The 21,500-nt window shown below is 32.4% G+C and carries 17 protein-coding genes, 1 tRNA gene, 2 pseudogenes and 1 riboswitch; of the genes and pseudogenes, 16 read left to right on the top strand and 4 right to left on the bottom strand.

What is annotated here, in order from left to right:
• The first annotated feature begins 89 nt into the window (after positions 1 to 89).
• The 9 genes from dhaK (at position 90) to OEI98_RS11460 (ending at position 10,523) form a co-directional block, all read left to right on the top strand.
• Positions 90 to 1,088, top strand: a complete 999-nt coding sequence (dhaK, locus tag OEI98_RS11500; RefSeq protein WP_004400543.1) for a dihydroxyacetone kinase subunit DhaK — start codon at positions 90 to 92, stop codon at positions 1,086 to 1,088.
• A gap of 18 nt (positions 1,089 to 1,106) precedes the next feature.
• Positions 1,107 to 1,745: a dihydroxyacetone kinase subunit DhaL gene (gene dhaL / locus OEI98_RS11495; protein ID WP_004400542.1), complete on the top strand. Its 639-nt coding sequence runs from the start codon at positions 1,107 to 1,109 to the stop codon at positions 1,743 to 1,745.
• Between the two features lie 14 nt (positions 1,746 to 1,759).
• Positions 1,760 to 2,152: a dihydroxyacetone kinase phosphoryl donor subunit DhaM gene (dhaM, locus tag OEI98_RS11490; protein ID WP_004400541.1), complete on the top strand. Its 393-nt coding sequence runs from the start codon at positions 1,760 to 1,762 to the stop codon at positions 2,150 to 2,152.
• A gap of 198 nt (positions 2,153 to 2,350) precedes the next feature.
• A complete protein-coding gene (locus OEI98_RS11485) occupies positions 2,351 to 4,201 on the top strand; it encodes an MBL fold metallo-hydrolase (RefSeq protein WP_323053747.1) in 1,851 nt (616 codons plus the stop codon).
• Positions 4,202 to 4,210: 9 nt separating this feature from the next.
• Positions 4,211 to 5,794 carry an Hsp70 family protein gene (locus tag OEI98_RS11480; protein WP_009052779.1) on the top strand — a complete coding sequence of 528 codons (1,584 nt, stop codon included), beginning with the start codon at positions 4,211 to 4,213 and terminating at the stop codon, positions 5,792 to 5,794.
• Positions 5,784 to 7,361 (top strand): HEAT repeat domain-containing protein, encoded by a 1,578-nt coding sequence (locus tag OEI98_RS11475; protein ID WP_019907930.1) that lies wholly within the window; start codon positions 5,784 to 5,786, stop codon positions 7,359 to 7,361. Before OEI98_RS11480 ends, OEI98_RS11475 begins: the two co-directional genes overlap by 11 nt.
• A gap of 12 nt (positions 7,362 to 7,373) precedes the next feature.
• Positions 7,374 to 8,324 (top strand): hypothetical protein, encoded by a 951-nt coding sequence (locus OEI98_RS11470; RefSeq protein ID WP_003869448.1) that lies wholly within the window; start codon positions 7,374 to 7,376, stop codon positions 8,322 to 8,324.
• 11 nt (positions 8,325 to 8,335) lie between these two features.
• A complete protein-coding gene (locus OEI98_RS11465) occupies positions 8,336 to 9,832 on the top strand; it encodes a hypothetical protein (protein WP_266038003.1) in 1,497 nt (498 codons plus the stop codon).
• Positions 9,822 to 10,523, top strand: a complete 702-nt coding sequence (locus tag OEI98_RS11460) for a TIGR01906 family membrane protein (RefSeq protein ID WP_004400520.1) — start codon at positions 9,822 to 9,824, stop codon at positions 10,521 to 10,523. The genes OEI98_RS11465 and OEI98_RS11460 overlap by 11 nt, the downstream gene beginning before the upstream one ends.
• Before the next feature lie 13 nt (positions 10,524 to 10,536).
• Here the strand turns inward: OEI98_RS11460 and OEI98_RS11455 are convergent.
• Positions 10,537 to 12,068: pseudogene (locus OEI98_RS11455) on the bottom strand (ATP-dependent metallopeptidase FtsH/Yme1/Tma family protein).
• Positions 12,069 to 12,200: 132 nt separating this feature from the next.
• Here OEI98_RS11455 and OEI98_RS11450 point away from each other — a divergent pair.
• On the top strand, positions 12,201 to 13,184 hold the full coding sequence (locus OEI98_RS11450; RefSeq protein WP_019907926.1) for an acyl-CoA dehydratase activase: 984 nt from the start codon (positions 12,201 to 12,203) through the stop codon (positions 13,182 to 13,184).
• Positions 13,185 to 13,221: 37 nt separating this feature from the next.
• Here the strand turns inward: OEI98_RS11450 and OEI98_RS11445 are convergent, their stop codons facing one another.
• The gene (locus OEI98_RS11445) at positions 13,222 to 14,847 is read right to left on the bottom strand and encodes a peptide ABC transporter substrate-binding protein (RefSeq protein ID WP_074666421.1); all 1,626 of its coding nucleotides are present in this window, start codon (positions 14,845 to 14,847) and stop codon (positions 13,222 to 13,224) included.
• 202 nt (positions 14,848 to 15,049) lie between these two features.
• On the opposite strand from OEI98_RS11445, the pseudogene OEI98_RS15160 reads away from it, so the two are divergent.
• The 3 genes and pseudogenes from OEI98_RS15160 to OEI98_RS11425 all read left to right on the top strand — a co-directional run bounded on the left by OEI98_RS15160 (position 15,050) and on the right by OEI98_RS11425 (position 18,191).
• Positions 15,050 to 16,803: pseudogene (locus OEI98_RS15160) on the top strand (cell division FtsA domain-containing protein).
• Positions 16,804 to 16,921: 118 nt separating this feature from the next.
• Positions 16,922 to 17,428: a hypothetical protein gene (locus OEI98_RS11430; protein ID WP_004400505.1), complete on the top strand. Its 507-nt coding sequence runs from the start codon at positions 16,922 to 16,924 to the stop codon at positions 17,426 to 17,428.
• Between the two features lie 82 nt (positions 17,429 to 17,510).
• Complete coding sequence (locus OEI98_RS11425) at positions 17,511 to 18,191, top strand: HAD family hydrolase (RefSeq protein ID WP_003869440.1); 681 nt, start codon at positions 17,511 to 17,513, stop codon at positions 18,189 to 18,191.
• A 9-nt stretch (positions 18,192 to 18,200) separates the two neighbouring features.
• Here the strand turns inward: OEI98_RS11425 and OEI98_RS11420 are convergent.
• Positions 18,201 to 18,276 (bottom strand) — tRNA-Arg (locus tag OEI98_RS11420).
• 117 nt (positions 18,277 to 18,393) lie between these two features.
• On the opposite strand from OEI98_RS11420, the gene OEI98_RS11415 reads away from it, so the two are divergent.
• Positions 18,394 to 19,002 (top strand): 50S ribosomal protein L25/general stress protein Ctc, encoded by a 609-nt coding sequence (locus OEI98_RS11415; protein WP_006569488.1) that lies wholly within the window; start codon positions 18,394 to 18,396, stop codon positions 19,000 to 19,002.
• 28 nt (positions 19,003 to 19,030) lie between these two features.
• Here OEI98_RS11415 and lysA read toward each other — a convergent pair whose 3' ends face one another.
• Positions 19,031 to 20,368 (bottom strand): diaminopimelate decarboxylase, encoded by a 1,338-nt coding sequence (gene lysA, locus OEI98_RS11410; RefSeq protein WP_004400501.1) that lies wholly within the window; start codon positions 20,366 to 20,368, stop codon positions 19,031 to 19,033.
• A 123-nt stretch (positions 20,369 to 20,491) separates the two neighbouring features.
• Positions 20,492 to 20,681: riboswitch (Lysine riboswitch) on the bottom strand.
• A gap of 132 nt (positions 20,682 to 20,813) precedes the next feature.
• On the opposite strand from lysA, the gene OEI98_RS11405 reads away from it, so the two are divergent.
• Positions 20,814 to 21,269 (top strand): hypothetical protein, encoded by a 456-nt coding sequence (locus tag OEI98_RS11405; RefSeq protein WP_006569487.1) that lies wholly within the window; start codon positions 20,814 to 20,816, stop codon positions 21,267 to 21,269.
• A complete protein-coding gene (locus OEI98_RS11400) occupies positions 21,269 to 21,463 on the top strand; it encodes a hypothetical protein (protein ID WP_266037989.1) in 195 nt (64 codons plus the stop codon). Before OEI98_RS11405 ends, OEI98_RS11400 begins: the two co-directional genes overlap by 1 nt.
• Positions 21,464 to 21,500: the final 37 nt, after the last annotated feature.

The raw sequence follows: 21,500 nt of genomic DNA, 5'->3' as shown, positions 1-21,500 counted from the left end.
CTATTCTTTATTGTATGTTTGCTACAATTTATTTGGCACGTAAATTGCATTTAAAAACTAACAAAAGTAAATTTAGGAGGAGGTAAATTATGAAAAAGTTGATTAATAATCCTAATGATGTCGTGAAAGAAATGATAGAAGGTTTGCTGGCTGCTCACCCATCTTACCTGAGAAAACTTGACAACATAGATGTAATTGTCAGAAAAGACGCACCTGTAGAAGGAAAAGTTGGACTTGTAAGTGGTGGTGGCAGTGGCCATGAGCCTGCTCATGCAGGATATGTGGGCTATGGAATGTTAGATGCGGCTTGCCCTGGTGCTGTCTTTACTTCACCTACACCTGACCAAATTTATGAAGCGATTAAGGCAGTGGATGGAGGAAAAGGAGTATTATTGATTATTAAAAATTACACAGGTGACGTAATGAATTTTGAAATGGCTAGAGAAATGGCACAGATGGAGGGAATAGAAGTAGATGAAGTGATAGTGAACGATGATGTTGCAGTAGAAAATAGCACTTGGACGCAGGGAAGGCGTGGCATTGCTGGAACTGTTTTTGTTCACAAAATTGCTGGTGCAAAGGCACAAGAAGGGGCTAGCTTACAAGAAGTAAAAAGAGTAGCTGAGAAAGTAATTGCAAATGTAAGGTCAATGGGAATGGCACTAACACCCTGTACTGTTCCAGCAGCAGGGAAACCCAGCTTTACTCTTGCAGAAGATGAGATGGAGATTGGTATAGGAATACATGGAGAGCCTGGAACTCACAGAGAAAAAATAAAACCTGCAGATGAAATAGTAGAACATTTAATGGAGAAAATAATAAATGACCTGCCTTATAAAGAAAATGACGAGGTTGCTGTTATGATAAACGGGCTTGGTGCAACTCCTTTAATGGAACTTTATGTTGCGAACAGGAAAGTAGCAGAAATCTTAGAGAGTAAGAAGATCAAAGTTTACAAAACATACGTAGGAGAATTTATGACCTCTCTTGAAATGAGTGGATTTTCTATAACATTATTAAAATTAGATGAAGAACTTAAAACATTGTTAGATGCAAAGGCTGATACACCTGCTTTCAAACAATTATAAATTTTTAGGAGGTAGAAGATGGTTATCACAAAAAATGATGTCCTAAAAATTGTGGACAAAATTGTAGAGGTTATAAAAGAAAATAAAGAGTACCTTACAGAGTTGGATGCTGCTATTGGTGATGCGGACCACGGAATAAATTTAGATAGAGGATTTGATGCCGTAAAGCAAAAATTGACCACATTGCCTGAAACTACTGATATAGGGACAATATTAAAAACTATAGGCATGACACTTGTATCTACGGTGGGAGGAGCTTCTGGTCCTTTATATGGTACAGCTTTTATGAGGGCTGGCCAAGTAGTTCAGGGTAAAAATGAACTTTCTGAAGAGGATATAGTTAAAATCTTTGAAGCTGCTTTAGATGGCATCAAACAAAGAGGAAAAGCCGAAGCAGGAGACAAGACTATGATAGATTCTATTGAACCTGCATATAAAGCTTTAAAAGATAGTTTAGAGAACAACATTGCATTACCTGAAGCATTAAATAGAGCAGCTAATGCTGCAAAAGAGGGAATGGAATACACTAAGAATATTTCTGCAAGAAAAGGAAGAGCAAGTTACTTAGGAGAAAGAAGTATTGGACACTTAGATCCAGGGGCAACATCAGCATATTTGATGATAAAGTCTTTTTCTGATGTTGTCAATTTATCATGATGGTGGAGGAAAAAATGGTTGGAATAGTGTTAGTCTCTCACTCAAGAAAAATAGTAGAGGGGATTTATGAACTTGCAAGCCAAATGACAGGTGGAAAAGTTCCTATAGGGATAGCTGGCGGGACACAAGATGGCAGATTGGGAACAGATGCTACAGAGATAATGGAGGAAATTAAAAAAGTAGACGAGGGAGAAGGAGTAGTAGTTTTAGTTGATATTGGAAGTGCTGTAATGAGTGCGCAAATGGCGATAGAACTCCTGGGAGAGGAATATGAAGGTAAAGTAAAAATTGCTGATGCACCTTTAGTGGAGGGAGCAATTGCAGCTAGTGTAGAGGCTTCTATAGGTAGTGATTTTGATAAAGTTCTTTTAGTGGCAGAAGAAGCAAAAAAACTTAATAAATTTTAATATTTTTGAGTCTGGACAAAATCCAGACTTAGTTTTTGTGTAGAATTTTTACTCAAAAGGTATTAAAATAAAAACATAAGGAGGTGATGGAATACGTCATTTTTAAATATTTATGATGTATACGATAACAACCTAAAAGAATTTATAGAAAAGGAGGATTATATAAATGCTTATTGGTATGTTTTTCAGCAAAAAAGTTTGGTAAAGAAATTGGACAAAAAATTATATGAATATTTGCTGTTGTGGCAGATAATACTTGAAATTTATATAGGTATTCCTGAAGAGGCAAAAGAGCATTTTTTTGAGCTAAAAAGCGAATTAGAAATTGATGAACATAATTTAGCTTTGTTTATAAAAAGTGTGATTCTTTTAGATTTGGTAGAAGAATCTTTAAAAACAAAAAACCTTTTTGAAGCATTAATGAATTATAGTGGGGAAGACCAATGGATAAAATTTTATTTATTGTTACTTTCTTTTAAAAATAAAAGAAGGATTTTAGAAGTTTTGGAAGAATTACTTTATATGGAGAAAAAAGTAGAAGATAAATTGTTGCTGCCGAAAATATACGGGCTTATAGCTGAAATATACGAAGAAATTGGTGAGATAAAATGGCACCAATTCTTAGATAAAGCTTATAAATTAAATCCTCAAGATTTATATATATTGCGGCTAAAATTAAAATATGGCCTTATTAGTGAAGAAGAAAAACAAAATCTTAAACTTTATCGTTTGTTTCCAGAAGATTCGAAATTAATCAATGAATATTACCATAAAACCAGAAAAAATTTTAACTCCATCCATAACTTTAAATTTTTTTGTTGGGGAGGGGATAATATTGGTGCTAGCTCTTATTTGGTATCCTATGAGGGAATAAATATTTTACTAGATGCGGGAGCTTTGATTAAGGATAAAACCTTATATTACAATTCTATAAAAAATTTACCTATAGATATTAAAGATATTGATTTGGTAATTATTACTCATGTTCATTTAGACCATTCTGGGGGAATTGTAGAATTATTAAGAAAAGGTTTAAACTCTCCGATTATAATGTCAAGACCTACTAAAGAAATTTTGAAGCAAATATTTTTGCGGGGACATACAAAATTGGAGGTAAAAATAGAAGAAGAAATTATAAATTTTGACAGTCAGATTATAAGTTTTGATACAGAAGAAGAAAGTAGTTTTAGAATAAAAAATAAAGAAGTAAAACTTAAGTTATTTCCTGCGGGGCATATTTTAGGGGCTGTAGCTGTGTATCTTGAGATTGACGGGATAAAAATTTTTTATACAGGTGATTTTACATTAAAAGATGTGGAAAGCAATAAAGGACTTAGATTTCTTCCCGATTTAAAAGTAGATATTTTAATAACTGAAGCTACTTATGGTTACGGCAATAACTTTGGTGTCCAAAATAAGTATTTACAGGATAAATTGATACTTAAGTCGATAGAAAAACTATTAAAAGATGAAGAGAGAATACTTTTACCTGTATATGCTATTGGTAAAGGGCAAGACCTATTATTATTTTTTAGAAAAACTTTTTCATATATTCCTTTTAATGTGTATGTAGATGGAGATATAGCATATTTTAGTAAATTATATGAAAATTTTGCTGGGCCCATATATGGAAATGGAATACTAAATGTGGCTGGAAATACTTTATACACTGATAGAAAAGATTTTATAAAAAAGGAAATAGCCCTAGGCAATTGCGTGATTCTCGCCAGTTCAAATGACTTAAAAGAGGGAAGTGCATCTTTTATATATGCTTTTGAAATAAAAAATTTTTCAAAGGGCTGTATTATGAATCTCGATACTAATAATAGAGAAATTGAAGGTTTAAAAAATTATCAAATTGGAATGTTAAATCATGCAAATATGGTAGACCTATTAGAAACAGTTATAAAGATGGCTCCATCTGCTGTTTTTGTAATTCACAGGGGATACGAAAGTAAGAGTGAAATAAATATAGAAACAATTTTAAAAAGAATTGAAGGAATAAAAGTTTTTGCACCAAAAGAAGGAGAAATAATAGAACTTCAATAGGGGGAGTTTATGAAAAGATATGTAGGAATAGATTTAGGTACTACGAATACGGTTGCATCAGTTTTGGAAATATCTCAAGAAGGGGAATTACTGCCTCGGGTCATAGATATTGGACAGTTTAATGAAGACTATGAATATATTTATGATAAAATATTGCCTTCTTGTTTATATGTAGATAAAAGTGGAAATCAGTATGTGGGTAGAATAGCACAGTCTATGAAAGTTAAGGAACCGGAGAGAGTTATTTATAACAGTAAAAATTATATAGGAACGTCAGGTTATTTTTGGGAAATTGATAGAAAACTTTTTTCACCAGAAGAAGTGGCAGCTTTAATATTAAAGGAAGCTAAACAGAGCTTGGAGAGAGAAATTGGTGAAGAAGTAGTAAATGCAGTTATAACTGTGCCAGCATCTTTTAATCACGACCAAATTCGAGCAACAAAAAAAGCTGCAAAAATGGCAGGATTTGATGAACAAAATACTTATTTTATTTCTGAGCCTACAGCAGCACTTCTTGATTTTATAAATACTGAGAAGAAATTGCCACAAAACAAAAGACATTTAGATTTTTCGCGGCCGAGAAAAATGTTGGTGTTCGATTTAGGAGGAGGAACTTGTGATGTCTCGATATTAGAAGTACAAATAACGGATAAGGACTTCATTGTAGAAGAAATAGCCATTTCTTCTCATACTCTAGTAGGAGGAATAAATTTTGATTTAATAATGGGCAGTATTTATCTTTTAGAAAAATGTTCGAAGGAAATGGGGGATTTATTTGATAGTGAAAATGAAAAAAGGCATGTATATAATAGATTGGTTTGCGAGATGGAAAAGGCAAGAAAATTTTTTAGTATTTCAGTGGGAGAAGAAGTAATATATGAAAATATTGTAGAAAATTTTATAAAAGGGAAACCTTATAAGTTTAAAATATCTAATAAGGAATATGAGGAGTGCATAAGACCTCTATTGGTTAAAGAAGGAAACATGGGATATAATGTCGTAGACCCTATTTTAGATACTTTGGAAAAAGCGGGGCTTATGATTCAAGATATAGATGATGTACTTTTGACAGGAGGTATGAGCAATTATAAGCCTGTGCGAAATGTCATAGAGAAATTATTTGTGAAAAAAGCTTTAATAAGTTTACACCCTATGTTTTCGGTTGCGCGGGGAGCAGCAATTTACCACTATTTAAGCGAAAAACTGAATAAAGGAAATAACAATATCAAAATTGAGCCTGTTCTGGCTTCCAACATATACATTGATATAAAGAATGGGTTACCTTTTTTGATTGTTTCACAAGGTACAAAAGCACCTTATGAAAGAGAGTATGACAAGATTTTAAGAGTAACTAATGCTACGGGGATGCGCTTGGATGTATTTTCAGGGAAAAATTTATGGGATCCAAAGATGAAGCGTTTAAAAAGTGTCCAATTAAATTTTTCAAAGTTAATAAAACCCGGCACGCCTATTTCTCTAAAAATAAATTTTGATAAAAATAGGATTTTGACTTTGAGCGCATGGGTAGTAGCTTCTACAGAGCAAAGAGTCCAAGTGGCTATTGGCGAGGAGAGTGAAAAGTATGAGCATTGACTGGAAGGAGTTGCTTTTGGAGAATAAAGATTTTTTTATAGATGTTTCAAAAGAGGTGATGGATGAAGGAATGGAATATTTGGGAGCAAAAAGGCTGAAAGATAAAGATAAAAACTTTAAAAGAGAACTATTTAAATATTATATTAGCGAAACTAATGCAAAACTTGTTGGAGAAAAAATTCAATTGCTATCTACTCTTAACCAATCTGCCCTAACTTCTTTAGAAAAAGACATTGTTGAATTAGGGAGAAATATTTTATCAGAAGGGCAAAATCCAATTGAGATGATAGTATATAGTACAAAGGCTTTGGATTTAAGACAAGAAGAAGTTTTTAAAAGAATGGTAAGAATTCTCAAAAATATATCAAATAACAGCTTAGAGGCCCGCGATGCTCTTATCACTATTTTGCAAGAATGGGAATGGGAAGAACAAATTAAACTTGTCATTCAAACGCTTAGAGAAATAAAAGAAATAAGGGCTTATGAGCAATTAATTACACTTTTAGAAAATGATAATTTAAAGGAAATAGCAGCAGAAACTCTTATAGAATTGGGAGAGAAAAAATGCATTCCTCATATATTGAATATGGTTAATTCTCTTAATGGATTTAATAGCAGAGAAAGAAATTTTGCTTTTAGAATTTTAACAAAGCTTATTGTGCTAGGAGATGAGGCAGTAAAGCAGATAATAGAAAAATATTTGGACAATGAAAATAGCAGCTTGAATATTGTATATTCTAATGTTATAGCGAATCTAAAGGAAAAGGCAGTTGAAAATATTGCAGAGCTGCTATATGAGGAGAGATATAGTCAAAAAGCTGCGATAACATTAGGGAAAATGAGGACGAGCATTGCTACAGAGTATTTACTTAAGGCTTATTATGATCCTAGCATAGAAAACAAAATGAATATAGTAATTGGGTTAGGGTATACGAAAGATGAAAGATGTGCAAATGTAATGTTGGAAATTTTGAAAGAAGAAAATCAATCGTTAGAGTTAAAGGCTTGTGCCATTACTTCTTTAGCAAATTTGCAAATATTAGAAGCAAAACCTATGATAAAACAGTTTTTAGAAAATAATTATTTGGCTATTAATGCTTATTCGGCTTTGGTTCAGTTGGGAGAGATAAAATATCTAAGTAATTTATTCTATTATATTGTAAAACCAGGTTTTTCTGTAGAGGAATTATTAAATGCAATAAAAGAAATTAAAAGATTGAAGGGGCTTAGGAACAGTGACATAAATAGGCAAATTGCGGAAGGGATAAAGTATATTATTAAAAATGATGATGGTTATGCTTGTATAAACGCTTTAAAAATAATAGAAACAAATCTCGACGAGGAAATAGCACAAGAATTAATACAAAAATTAAAAAACACTGCAAAGGAAGAAATACAGTATTTGATTTATAAAATTTTAGGCAAAAATGCGAAAGGATTAAAAAATATAATTGATGAAAAAATATTTAGGGATGCAATGGAAAGCAATAGTGCTAGGATTAGGTATTTAGCACAAAAAATCATTGAAGAGAACTATAAAAAAACAGACAAGCTCATTAGAATGTGAGAAGGTGAAAATATGTTGGAATTTAAAAATGTGACAGAAAAGAAGTATATAGATATTTTTTTATCTACTCTCCCCTATGATGTGCTTATAAAACCTTTCAAAAAAAATACTAATTTACAAAAAAAGTTGGCCGGTTTTCGATTAATAGAAAGTGCTTCTCCACCTAAAAAGATAATTCCAATTCTCAGAGAAGAGATTTTGAAAGGGAATATAGATGAGAAAATGTTTATAAAAGAATGGGAAAAAATTTACGAAGATTTGGCGAAGCAGATACAGCTTTTGACTCTTGAAAAAATAGAGGAGAAAGTACCAGAGCTTTTGAGTTTATATAAGCCAGAAGTTATTTTTTCCGCACTTCTATTTTCCAAAGGAGAGAGTTATAAAAAAATATTACAGGACTTATCAAATTTAATTGAAGGAGAAAAAGAAAAAATAGAAAAAAATATTGATGGGCAAGAGGGTAGTGATAAACCAGTAAAAATCAACAAAAAACTATTGAAAGAGATTGAAAAATTACAGGAAAAATTGATTCTGCAGGAAAAAAAGAATATAATGGAGATAGAAAGGCTTACTGAAAAAATAAAAGAGCAAGAAGGGGAAATTTTAAGCTATAAAAATAAAATTTCACAGTTAGAAAAGGAAAAAGAAACATTAGAGGAGAGAATAGAAAAAATTGGATTAGAGTTTGAAAAAAGAATGAACAAGATTATTGAAAATGCTTCATCAAAAGAAAGACAAGCCGAAAATTTAAAAATCTCCGTGAATAGATTGCTAGTAGAAATCCAACAGCAAAAGATAGATTTTAACAATGTTTTGCTTGAAATAAAAGAAATTTTGACTAATATAGAAGAGAAAACAAATTTTTTGCTTGCCAACACTGTAGCTCAACTGGCTGTAACTAAGGAAGAACAAGAGTATTCTTTAGTAGAAGACCTGTCGCGAATGTTAAAGATAATTGACTGAGAGGTGTAACAATGCAACAAGATGAAGTAAGAGAATTGCGGGAACAACTAAATAAAATTCCGAAGACACCAAATGAGATTTCTTTGTTGTTAAAAAGAATAATAAAAAAACAAAAAGAAATAGTACAAATAATTAGCATTTTGGAGCTTTTTAATGAGACGGTGTATTTATACCATGTACTATTTAGGAAAAAAAATGTGGCAAATGCTTTGGCGTATTTGGATAAAGAAACACAAAACATTTTGGAGGTTGTTAAGAATATAGCAAATAATACAAAATATTTCAGCCTTATGGAAGAAAAAATGAAAGAAAATGTAGAAAAGACGATTAGAAAATATAAAGAGTATTTTGAAAATGCTATAGATGTTTTGTATGGGTATTATGTAGAATCGAGATATGTTAACGAAGTGGTAAGTGATAGAATAAGAGATTTCTTTTCTGAAGAATTGATAGATGAGGAAGAATTTTACGAAAGTGTTATTAATTTTATAAATGAGGTTGAAGAGGAAAAAGAAGAAAGGATAAAAGAAATAATATCCAGTATTCCTTTTGCTATGTCTAAAAAACGCTTTTATGAATATTTAACAAAGGGATTGGAGAAGGATTATCCAAATTATGAAGCTTTTTTGGAAAATGTAATAGATATAGAGGAAAATTTTTATGGAAAATTAATAGAAGGCTACGGCGAATTTTTCCCTCTTATTGCTAAGAAAATTGAGTACTTACAGTCACTGGATTTTAAAGAAATGACTCGGGAAGAAGTAGGCGCGTACTTTAAAAAAAGTATAGAGTTAATAAAAAGTATTCAAAGTCTAAGAGAGGTTTCTTTTTCTGTTTTAAAAATTATAAATAGATTATTGATAGTATTTTTGCCAGAAAATAAATTTGAAACTTTATTTAAAAAAGAGCCTTTTATTGTGGAGTATATGGATTTTTACAGCAAATTGAATAAAGATTCTTTAGATTACAAAGAAATAGAAAAAAACATCAAAAAATGTGATAATGTAATTTCTAATTGGTATTTTGAATTGTATAGGTATAATCTACTATTGGGAGAAATTGATTATTCTGGTTTAGATATTATGGAAATTATAAATGAGGGTATATTAGGAGACATTGAAACGCTTTCAGAGTACGAAAACTTGTTAAATGATACGAGTGAAGTAGTACTCGAGGGTGGTCAAATAGACGAAGAACCTATAGATATGGCTCTGATAAAAGGCGAAATAAAAAATGTCATTTCTTTAATTGAAGATATTTCAAGAAACATGAAAAATGAGTATAGAAAAGCGAGAATGAAAAGACTTATGGGAATTATTCCTGTACCTCAGAATTTTGAAAAAGAAGTCTTGCATTATATAAAAAACTCCATTGAGCTTGACAATTCACAGAGTAGAAAGTTATCTTTTATGCATACAGTAAAGAAAAAAATAGAACTTTACAATGATTTAAAAAACCAAAAAAATTTTTATGAAGCTATAATAAAAGGTGCAAAGGATGTTATTTAAAATGGTGAGGAAAACTATTGATGCCCTCCTTATTGGCGGGATGATGATTTCACTGCTTTTGGCTGTTTTGCTTAGTAGTTTGCAATATGTGGCTTTTAACGGTAATTTTTATAAAGAGGAATACGAAAAAAATGATGTAATGTCTGTAACTGGAATGAGTACCGATGAACTTATGAAAATAACCAAGATAATGCAGAGATATTTAATGGATAAAGAAGAGACTTTAGATGTAAGTGCAAAAATTAATGGCAGTATGCAGAGAATGTTTAATGATAGAGAATTAGCTCATATGAAAGATGTAAAAGATTTGTTTCAAATGGGTTTTTTAACAAGAAATATATCGATAATAGTTTTTATACTCATTTTTACATACTTTCTTTTTGCAAAATCCTTTTATAAAGCCTTCGATTATCTTTTAAAAGGTACAATATTTGTAATAATTTTCCTGCTAGTTTTTGCATTAGGAGTTACTTTTGATTTTGATAATTGGTTTACTGGTTTTCACCTTGTATTTTTTGACAATGATTTATGGCAATTAAACGTTGAAACAGATAGACTTATACAAATGTTTCCTTTAGAATTTTTTCAAGATGCTGTGTTTGTAATTTTCAGAAATGCTTTTTTTACTTTTATAGTTATACTTGCTATAGTATATGGGATACTAAAAATGACAAAAAAGCCTGTTTTTTAAATAGGCTTTTTTGTCATACACATAAAGTATTTTCTTCTTCCCATAATGCTTCTAATTCTTCTTTTGTAATTGATTCTTTTTCTAAAAGCTTTTCGGCTATTGCAATAACTTTATGTTTATTTTCCAGCAATATTTTTTTGGCAAGTGTATAACAGCTATTTATAATTTTGTCAATTTCTTTATCGACAATTTCTGTGGATTTTAACATGTGTAAGTCAAAAACCCTGTTTCCCAATTCACTCATTCCATAATTGCAAACCATCTGATAGGCAATTTTTGTAGCTTCTTTTAAGTCATTTTCGGCTCCTGTTGAAATTTCATTGAATATTATTTCTTCAGAAGCTCTACCTCCTAAAAGCATGGTTATTTTATTTTTCAATTCTGTTTTTGTTAATAAAAAGGCATCGTCTTTAGGAAAGTTCAATACATATCCTAATGCTTCGCCTCGAGGAACGATTGAAATTTTTTCTATAGTATTTACGTTTAAAATTTTTCCAATAAGAGCGTGACCCGCTTCGTGGTACGCAGCAATAGTTTGTTCTTTTTCTAATACAGAAGGATTTTTCTTTTTAAGACCTGCGATTACGCGTTCTAACGCTTCTTCAAACTCTTCTTTTCCAATTTTACTTTTATTTTTCATCACAGCCAGTATTGCTGCTTCGTTGCACATAGTAGCCAGATGTGCGCCTGTCATACCATGAGTTTTTCGAGCTAATTCGGATAAAGATACAGTTTCGTCAAGGGGTTTATTGCGGGTATGTACCTTTAATATTTCCAACCTTGCTTTCATATTAGGTGCTCCAATGTGTATAGTTCTATCGAATCTTCCAGGCCTCAGTAAAGCTTCGTCTAACATGTCAATTCTATTAGTTGCTCCTATGACTATAATCCCTTCGTTGCTATTAAAACCATCCATTTCTACCAACAGTTGATTTAAAGTTTGATCTTTTTCTGAATTGTTATCGGTGTTTCTCTTTGTTCCCACAGCATCTATCTCATCTATAAAAATAATACTGGGAGCGCTTTTTTCGCTTTTGCGAAAAGAGCTCTTATGCGACTTGCACCTACTCCTACATATTTCTCTACAAATTCTGAACCGGAAGCACTTATAAAAGTAGAATTGGTTTCACCAGCTAATGCCGTAGCCAAAAGAGTTTTTCCTGTACCTGGTGGCCCGTAAAATAATATACCCTTAGGAATTTTCGCTCCCATTTTGTTGTACTTTTCTGTATTTGTCATAAAGTCGATTATAACTTTTAATTCATCGATCACTTCGTCTAAGCCTGCCACATCCTTAAAAGTGATATTGGTTTTTCGATGACTGGCATCTTCATTTGTCTCAGTGATATTGTTATAGTTTACAGGCATGAGCTCCGAAAATTTATTTTTAAATAGTAGGTAGGTTACAACAATTACTGCTGCTGTCAAGATAAAAGAAAGGTTGAGATTTAGATTTGGTTTTACTTCTGAGATAAAAATGTAAATAAAAAGTAAATTTATAAAGATAGAAAGCACCAAAATAACAATGTGTAAATTCTTTTTCATAATTTCTCGCCCCCACTTTTATTCTGAATGTAGTTTTTGCTTATTAATGCAATTTATTCGTTAATTGCAAGAGTATAAAAAATGATTTTAAAGGCAAAAATGTAAAATAAATGAACAATTAGGAGGTTAGATATGAAAGGTTACATGGGGATAGACGTAGGTTCTGTTAGTACTAATATTGCAGTAATTGATGAGAATAATAGAGTAGTAGATTCTGTTTACATAAGGACACAGGGTCAACCTATTAAAGCAGTTCAAAATGCTCTTCGCGAGATAAAAAATAAAATAGGAGATATGGTTATTAAAGGAGTAGGCACCACAGGGAGTGCAAGGCAATTGACTGGCTTAATGGTAGGGGCAGACATTGTCAAAAACGAAATTACTGCTCATGCTGTAGCAGCTTCCAATGTAATAAAGGATGTCAAAACGGTAATTGAAATAGGGGGACAAGACTCAAAGATCATAATTTTAAGAGATGGGGTAGTAGTAGATTTTGCAATGAATACAGTCTGTGCAGCAGGTACCGGTTCTTTTCTTGACCAGCAAGCATACCGGTTAAATATTCCCATCGAACAGTTTGGAGACATAGCCTTGCAATCTAAAAGTCCTGTCAGAATTGCGGGTAGATGTAGTGTTTTTGCAGAATCTGACATGATTCATAAGCAGCAGATGGGATATGCTCTTCCAGACATAATAAGTGGCTTGTGTGATGCCCTTGTTAGAAATTATCTAAATAATGTAGGGAAGGGAAAAGAAATAAAAGAGCCAATAGTGTTTCAAGGTGGTGTTGCCGCTAATAAGGGAATAAAGGCAGCATTTGAAAAGGCATTAGGGATGAAAGTATATGTGCCTGAACATTACGGAGTAATGGGAGCCATCGGGGCAGCAATATTGGCAAAAGAAGCAGTAAAAGAAAAAGGATATACTTCCTTTAAAGGCTTTGAAGTAAGTGACTTTAAATATAGAGCGGTAGGTTTTGAGTGTACTGCTTGCCCAAATGGATGCGAAGTCGTAGAGTTCATACAAGGAGATGAGGTAATTTCAAGATGGGGAGATAAGTGCGGCAGATGGTCTAACAGCACTAGCAAGAAAGTCCATGCAAATACAGCTAGTTAATTAATGGGAGGCAATATAAGCCTCCCAATTTTAAACCTTATTTTTCTATATATGTCCATTTCCAATCATTATCCACGCCAACTGCATGCCTTACAATTCCTTTTACGTAATCCTGCTGTACATAAGCAGTAGCTGAGAAAAACAGTGGAGAAATTGGCATATCTTCCATCAGAATTTCTTCAGCTTTTTTCATGTTTTCCATTCTTATTTCATTATTATTAGTACTTTTTGCTTCTGCAATTAACCTATCATATTCAGGATTTGAGTAAAAAACCCGATTTGGCTCGCCACTCGTTTCAGTGACCCACAGGTCCATAAAAGTCATTGGATCGTTGTAATCGGCTCCCCATCTTGTCAATATTACATCGAATTGTCCTTGTGAGTACATTTGCAATCTTATCTTAAATGGAACATTTTGCAGTTCTACATTTATACCTAGATTTTTTCTCCAAAACTCTTGAATTGCTTGAGATTCTCTTTTAGCTACATCTGTATCATCAGCTAACAGGACTATTTTAGGCAAAGTAGTTATGCCTAATTCTTTCATTCCTTTAGCCAGTAATTCTTTTGCCTGTGCTACATCTTCTTTGAATAAATCTCCAACTTCTTTGCGGAACTCACCATTTTTCCCGGGAATGCCATAAGGTACAAATCCATAAGCAGGTATAGAGCCATCTTTTAAAATATTTTCTGTTAATTGCTTTCTATCGAGGGATAATCCGAAGGCTTTTCTTATATTTGCATTTTTAAACACCGGATTTTTTATATTAAATGCTAAAAAGTAAGTAAAACCATTAGGATATATTTGAAGTTTGTCCTTATATTTTTCTACATAATCACCTGCAACAGTTATTACATCGTATTGACCTGTATCAAAATTTTGGGCTATAGTATTCATGTCTTTAACCATATCCATATAAATTTCATCTAATTTAACATTGTTTTTGTCCCAGTATTTATCATTTTTTACCAGGACAATATTTTGCTCATGATTCCATTCTTTTAATATGAAAGGACCACTGTATACAAGCGTATCAGGAGTTGTGGCTAATTTATCTCCTACTTTTTCTACAAAGGATTTTTCTAAAGGCAGATATGTTATAAAAGCCGTTAAGCTTAAGAAATAAGGAGTAGGAGCTTCTAAATCTACTTGCAATGTCTTGTCGTCTAATGCTTTTACTCCTACTTCATCAGCACTGACCTCACCAGCATTATATTTTTCTGCATTTTTTATTGGAAACATTATATAGGCATAATCCGATGCTGTTTTAGGATCTAATGCCCTTTTCCAAGAATATTCAAAATCATAGGCTGTTATGGGATTGCCATCGCTCCAATATATATTGTCTTTTAAATAGAAAGTGTAATGTAAACCATCTTCAGATATTTTCCAATCTTTAGCTAAACCTGAACCCTTCTGTGGTATTTCATCGGGGCCAAGCCTTACTAAACCTTCCAATACTGCATTAAGCACTTGAAAAGAAACTCCATCTGTTGAGGTTTGAGGATCTAAGCGAGGTGGCTCTTCACCGAGATTTAACCTTAGAACTTGTTTTTCTTTTGTTGAATTTGCTGTACTTTGCGCTGATTTACCACTGCATCCTGATAAAATAACAGATATAATAAAAATAAAAGTTAACAAAAAGATTACAACTTTTCGCATAAACCGTATTCCCCCATTCGTTTTTTGAAGATATTTTACTGCGAATAAACTTTTTGTGCAAGGGAATTATTTTTAAATTTTATTACAAAATTTTTATAACACTAAAAATGTTAATCTACATTAAACTTATTAAAAGCCCTTCCGAAATAATATGTAAAATTGTATAATAAAATTATAAAGTAATAATTTCGGGGGTTAAATGATGGATAACCGTGATATTATTTTTGCTCTTGACATTGGGACAAGGGTAGTTGTAGGGATAGTTGGAATTGAAAATAATGGGAAATTTCAAGTGCTTGCTGTTGAACAGATGGAACATGAAAGTAGGGCAATGTTTGATGGGCAAGTTCATGATATAGATAAAGTTGCTAATGTTGTTGAAAAAATAAAGAGAAGTCTTGAAGACTCTTTAAATATAAAATTGACAGAAGTATGTATTGCGGCGGCGGGAAGGTCTTTAAAAACTCAATCTGCGAGAGCGGAAAAAAATATTGATGAAGAGCACGAAATAACGGTAGAAGATATAGACAATCTCGAGTTGGAAGCTCTTGAGATTGCACAAAATTCCATTGTTTCTCAATCAGGGGTTACAAAATATCATACCGTCGGTTATACAGTATCCAATTATTACTTAAATAGTTTTCCTATTACCAATTTAAAAGGACATAAAGGCCGTGAAATAGCAGTAGAAATTTTAGCTACTTTTCTTCCTTATGATGTAGTAGAAGGGCTCTATGCTGCAGTAAAAAAAGCTGGGTTGGAAGTTTCATATATCACGTTAGAGCCTATAGCAGCAATAAATGTGGCAATTCCACCTGAAATTCGGATGTTGAATATAGCTCTTGTAGATATAGGAGCAGGTACTTCTGATATTGCTATATCAAAAGAAGGAAACATAATAGCATATTCTATGGTGCCTTATGCCGGTGATGAAATTACGGAATCAATTGCTACCCATTTCCTCACCGATTTTAATACTGCTGAGAAAATAAAAAAAGCACAAAAAAAGAAATCAAATTTAAAGACGTGTTAAATATAGAGCACAAAATAACAAAAGAAGAAGTAATGGAAATTATAGCGCCACAAGTTAAAGTTTTGGCGCAAAAGATATGCAACGAAATTATAAAATATAATGGTAAAAGCCCTTCTGCGGTATTTTTAGTCGGTGGCAGTAGTAATCTTACTAATTTGCCTGAAGAAATAGCATCTATATTGAATTTACCTATAAATAGAGTATCTGTACGAGATATAAAATCAGTAGAAATTTTAGATTACAAAGGGAAGACGTTAAAAGGCCCTGAAAGCATAACTCCAATAGGAATAGCTTACTCTGCAATGATAAATAAGAGAAAGGACTTTATAAAAGTTTCTATTGACAATGAAGCAATAAAGATTTTTAACATAAAAAATCCCACGGTAATGGATGCTTTGGTTGCTATAAACTATGACTCTAAAAATTTAATTGTACAAAATGGCAAAGATTTAGTTTTCAATCTTAACGGCCAAAAAATCGTTGTTAAAGGTGAAGAAGGAACACCTCCCAAAATATATGTAAATGATTCATTAGCAAATTTAAAAACTCCTATAAAGGATGGAGACGAAATAACAATTATAAAAGGTCAAAAAGGGCAAGATGCTACAATAACTGCTGGTGAACTACTAAAGCAGCAAAAAGGGAAAATAATTTTTGTAAATGATTCAAAAGTGGACCAAAATTATGTTATAAAAAATGGGGATGAGATAGTTATAAAAGAAGATTTAACAAGTTTTGTTGTAACAGTAAATGGGAAAGAAGTAGTGTTAAAGGGGAAAGAAGAGTATCTGTTTGTAGACGTATTTAATTTTATAGATTTGAAACTGGATAATAACAAAGTGCCAGAAATGAAACTTAATGGAAGGCGTGCCTCCTATACAGATATATTGAAGCCAGGAGATAATATTGAAATTGAAATATAAAAGTAGGTGAAGTCTCCGCTTTTAAAAGGGTGGAGACTTTAATTTTATTCGCTTTTAAATATATAAAGTTGTGGAATTTTGACATTGCTGATATAATTAAGGGAGAGGTGAAAAGAGAATGGATGTATTTATCGAAAGATTAGTCAAAAAACAAAAAACTTCGAAGGATACTCTATTTAGTATTGGTGTTGTGGTGGCTACATTAATTATTGTGTTTGGCGTGATACCTTTAATACCAATAGTTAGAAATTTCTTGATTTTCTTTTTGCTTTTGTTTGGCTATTTAGCGTATTACTTAATAAGGTCGAGAAACATTGAGTTTGAGTATTCACTTACAAACAGTGATTTGGATGTGGATAAAATAATTGACCAAAAAAGAAGGAAACATGTTGTAAGCGTTGATTGTAGAGATTTTGAAATCATGGCAAGGGTTAATACTGACAAGTTCACAGAAGACATAAAAGCTATTAAAAATCGAATTGAAGCGGTAAGTTCTATGTCTTCTCCTGATGTGTATTTTGCAGTGTTTGAAGATAAAGGGATAAAAACTGTTTTGTTTTTTGAGCCAAATGAAAAGATGATAGAGACTATAGGAAGATATATACCAAGAAAACTTTTCAAATAAGTGAAGAGGTAGTTTAAGAATGAAACAAGAGTTAGAACTTTTGGAGATAAATAACTAACAACTTTGCAAGGGGTTGATATAAGTGATTAAAGCAATTATCTTTGACATGGACGGTGTAATTATTGACAGTGAGCCAATACACATTAAATTAGAAGAGGAATTATTCAAAAGTTTAGGAGTAGAGATAAGTGAAGACGAACATTTGACATTTGTAGGGACTTCTTCTTATTACATGTGGAGGAAAATTAAAGAAAGATTTAATCTTTCTCAAAGCGTAGAAGAGCTTGTAGAAGTAGATAGAAAAAGGTATTTAGAGCATGTATTGAAAACAGGCGAAATAATTCCTATAGAAGGTATAACAGAGACGGTAAAAAAGCTTTTTGAGAAAGAGTATAAATTAGCTGTTGCTTCTTCCTCTCCTATAGATGTGATAGAATTAGTTGTGAAAAAGTTGGGAATTGATAAATGCTTTGAGGTGCTTGTATCTGGAGACTATGTAAAAAATAGCAAACCAGCACCAGATATATTTTTATATACAGCAGACAAATTAAAAGTAAAACCCCATGAGTGTGTTGTAATTGAGGATTCATATAATGGAGTTTATGGTGCTAAAAAAGCAGGGATGAAAGTGATAGGTTTTAAAAATCCTAATTCCGGAAATCAGGACTTATCAGAAGCTGATTTTATTATAAGTTCTTTAGGAGAAGAATTATTAGAAATTATAGATGAATTAAACAATGATGGAAGATGTTGTAAAAACTAATAAAATAAATGGTGCGCCTGACAGGAATCGAACCTGCGACCTCTCGGTCCGGAGCCGAACGCTCTATCCGCTGAGCTACAGGCGCACACTTTACACATAAAAGTTTACTATGAAAAAATTAACCTGTCAAATGGATTTGATATTTATTAAACGTAGTGGTAAAATAATATTTGGAAACAATAAGCAAAAGGAGGAGTGACAGATGCAAGCAATCAGTATCGAAGCTATAAAAAGAGATACTGGTAAAAATGCAGCTCGCTGTTTGAAAAATCAAGGCTATATTCCTGCTATTTTATATGGCAAGGGTATGGCGGAGAGCATTCCTTTGGCAGTGGAATATAACGCGCTTCAAAGGTTGCTACAAAAACATGGAAGGAATGTCCTCCTCAATGTGATTGTGGATGGTTCTACTCATAATGCGGTTATTAAAGAAATTCAAGAAGATACTTTGAAAGGGAAAATAATTCATGTGGATTTCCAAAGAGTGTCAATGTATGAAGAAATTGAAGCTACTGTTCCGTTGAAATTTGAGGGAATAGGCCTTATTGAAAGTAGAGGTGGAATTGTACAGCATCAACTTTGGGAGTTGACAGTGGAAAGCTTACCCGACAAAATTCCTCAAGAAATTGTTGTGGATTTAAGCAATTTAGAGATTGGAGATACACTTTTTGTAAAAGATATACAAGTTCCTGAGGGAGTAAAAGTTGTAGATGACCCTGATGAGATTGTAGTTTCTGTATTGGCACCGAGAGAAAGTGAAGAAGAAGAGGCAGAAGAAGAGGCTACTGAAACAGCAAAAGAAAGTGAATAATAAAAAAGAGAGGTTATCCCTCTCTTTTTTAATAATTAGCGATTTTTCTCTTTTCATTGGTTAGCCTTTCTGGGATTATATCATTTCGGATTAAGTCTTCATAAGTTTCTCGCGCAACGATTATGTCAGCCTGACCATTAGATACGAGTACTGCAGCAGGACGAGGTAACCTGTTATAATTGCTGGCCATCGAATAATTGTAAGCACCTGTACACAGCACTGCTAAAATATCTCCTTCTTCAATTTTAGGTAGGGTAATATCCCAAATTAGCATATCACCTGATTCGCAAAGCTTTCCTGCTATTGATACTTTTTCTGATTTTATATTCTTAGCTTTATTAGCTACAATAGCATCATATTTTGCTCCATATAAAGCGGTACGTATATTATCAGACATTCCTCCATCTACTGCTACGTATTTTCTAACACCTGGTATGTCTTTAATTGCTCCTACTGTGTAAAGAGTAGTTCCAGCATTTCCTATTATAGAACGACCTGGCTCTACAATTATGTTTGGCATTTTTATATTTAAAGCAACGGAATATTCCTTTACTGCTTGCATTATTTCTTGTGCTATTTGTTCGATTGGCTGGGGATCGTCCTCTTCTACATATGCTATTCCAAAACCTCCACCTAAATCTAGTTCCCCTACTTCCCAACCTAAAAATTCTTTTACTAATTTTAAGAAATTCATCATAATTTCTATTTCAGCTTTATAAGATTCTGCATCAAAAATCTGAGAACCGATATGAGAATGTAGACCTACTATATTTACATTTTCCAAAGTTAAAGCATATTCTATGGCTCTCATTGCGTCTCCATTAAAAAGAGGGAAGCCAAATTTTGAATCTATTTGTCCTGTTTTTACATATTGGTGAGTATGAGCTTCTACACCAGGAGATACTCTTATATAAATATTAGGAACTTTATTCATCTTTTTTGCCAAGTCATTTAACATATTTAGTTCAAACCAATTATCTACAATGATTCTCCCAATGTTATTTTCTAATGCCATTATAAGTTCTTCTTTCGATTTATTGTTGCCGTGAAAGTATATTTTTTCAGCAGGGAATCCTGCTTTTAACGCAGTATATAATTCTCCACCAGAAACGACATCAAGACCCAAGTTTTCTTCTTCAATTATTTTGCATATTGCCATTGTCATGAAAGCTTTGCTGGCATAAATCACTTCATTTCCTGGATAATCTTTTTTAAAGCCATTGTAAAATGCTCTACAATTTTGTCTTAAGAGCTCTTCATCTATTACATAAAGCGGTGTACCAAACTTTTTTGCAAGAGTTACAGTATCGCAACCACCTATTTCCAAATGACCCTTTGAATTTATTTTCATTGTCCCATGCAACATTCTATCAACCTCATTTACTTTAATAATTTAAATTATGAAACTAAAAAACAAAATAAAATACAGCTAAGTATTACCTCAGCTGCCTATTTTGCACATAGACATGGTAATACCTCCTTCCCCCTATAGCGAGATAGCTCTTCACTGAAGGCTCGGGAAACCTCCAGTGACAGTCCTATACCTATTCGGCATAGGCCCAGCTGCGTAAACTTTAAGGAATTTACGCGCTTCGGCGAGCATCCCTTTCATATACCTTCATCGGCCCTTAAATACCTCTGGTATACTACTCTTGATGACCCGCGCCTCTACCTCACCTTCCAAGAAGATGAGGTATTGTTATTCAATTTTTTTATTATAATATCATTTATGAAAACAGCTGTCAATAGATTTTCAAAAAATTTTTTATTAGAGATTAAAAAATGGGTAAACTAAATAAGAGGTGGTATAAGTGCCATGGATAATAACTTTCGTAGTTTCATGGATTATTTTATTTTTATTAGTTGATTGGAGGTATATAAAATATACTGTATGGGGAGGCCTATTAGCTTTAAGCTTTCAACTTGTTGTAGATGAAATTGCAATTGGTCTTAATCTTTACGATTTTTCTAATGTTGTTATTAGGATCTTTGATTCAAGTTTATTTTTTACTTTAGGTGCGCCTTTTTGCATAGGGGTATTGTATGCACAAACATATCCTAAAAATAATATTTTGCGCCTTATAGATGTGATTATTTCAGCCGCATTATTTTTTATAATGGAATATTCATTAGTGCATATAGGGGCACTAAAGTATCTTCACTGGCACTATTTATATAGTCTAATTATAGACGTGGTAGCACTTTTGGCCTTAGGGAATCTCATCACTATTTTTAAATTGTCCCCCTGGATGAGGAGGGGGAAATAGTGAAACTATATGTTTTTTGGAGTTTGATTGCTATTGATGGAGTATTAGTGTTCTTGTGGTTTAATTTTTTAAATAAAATTCAAAAAAAGAGGGTTAAAGAAAAAAATACCTACTATTGTAGATATATTGTACAAAAATTTGTGCTAAATATCATATTTATTGACGATAGTAAAGAAGAAGAAATAGTATTATAATAAAAACATCAAACGTTTTCTAATAGGGGGAATCTAA

This window comes from Thermoanaerobacter sp. RKWS2, assembly GCF_026240795.1.
In the GTDB taxonomy this organism is placed as follows: Bacteria; Bacillota; Thermoanaerobacteria; order Thermoanaerobacterales; family Thermoanaerobacteraceae; genus Thermoanaerobacter; species Thermoanaerobacter ethanolicus.
This window is presented reverse-complemented; position numbering and strand designations above follow the sequence as displayed.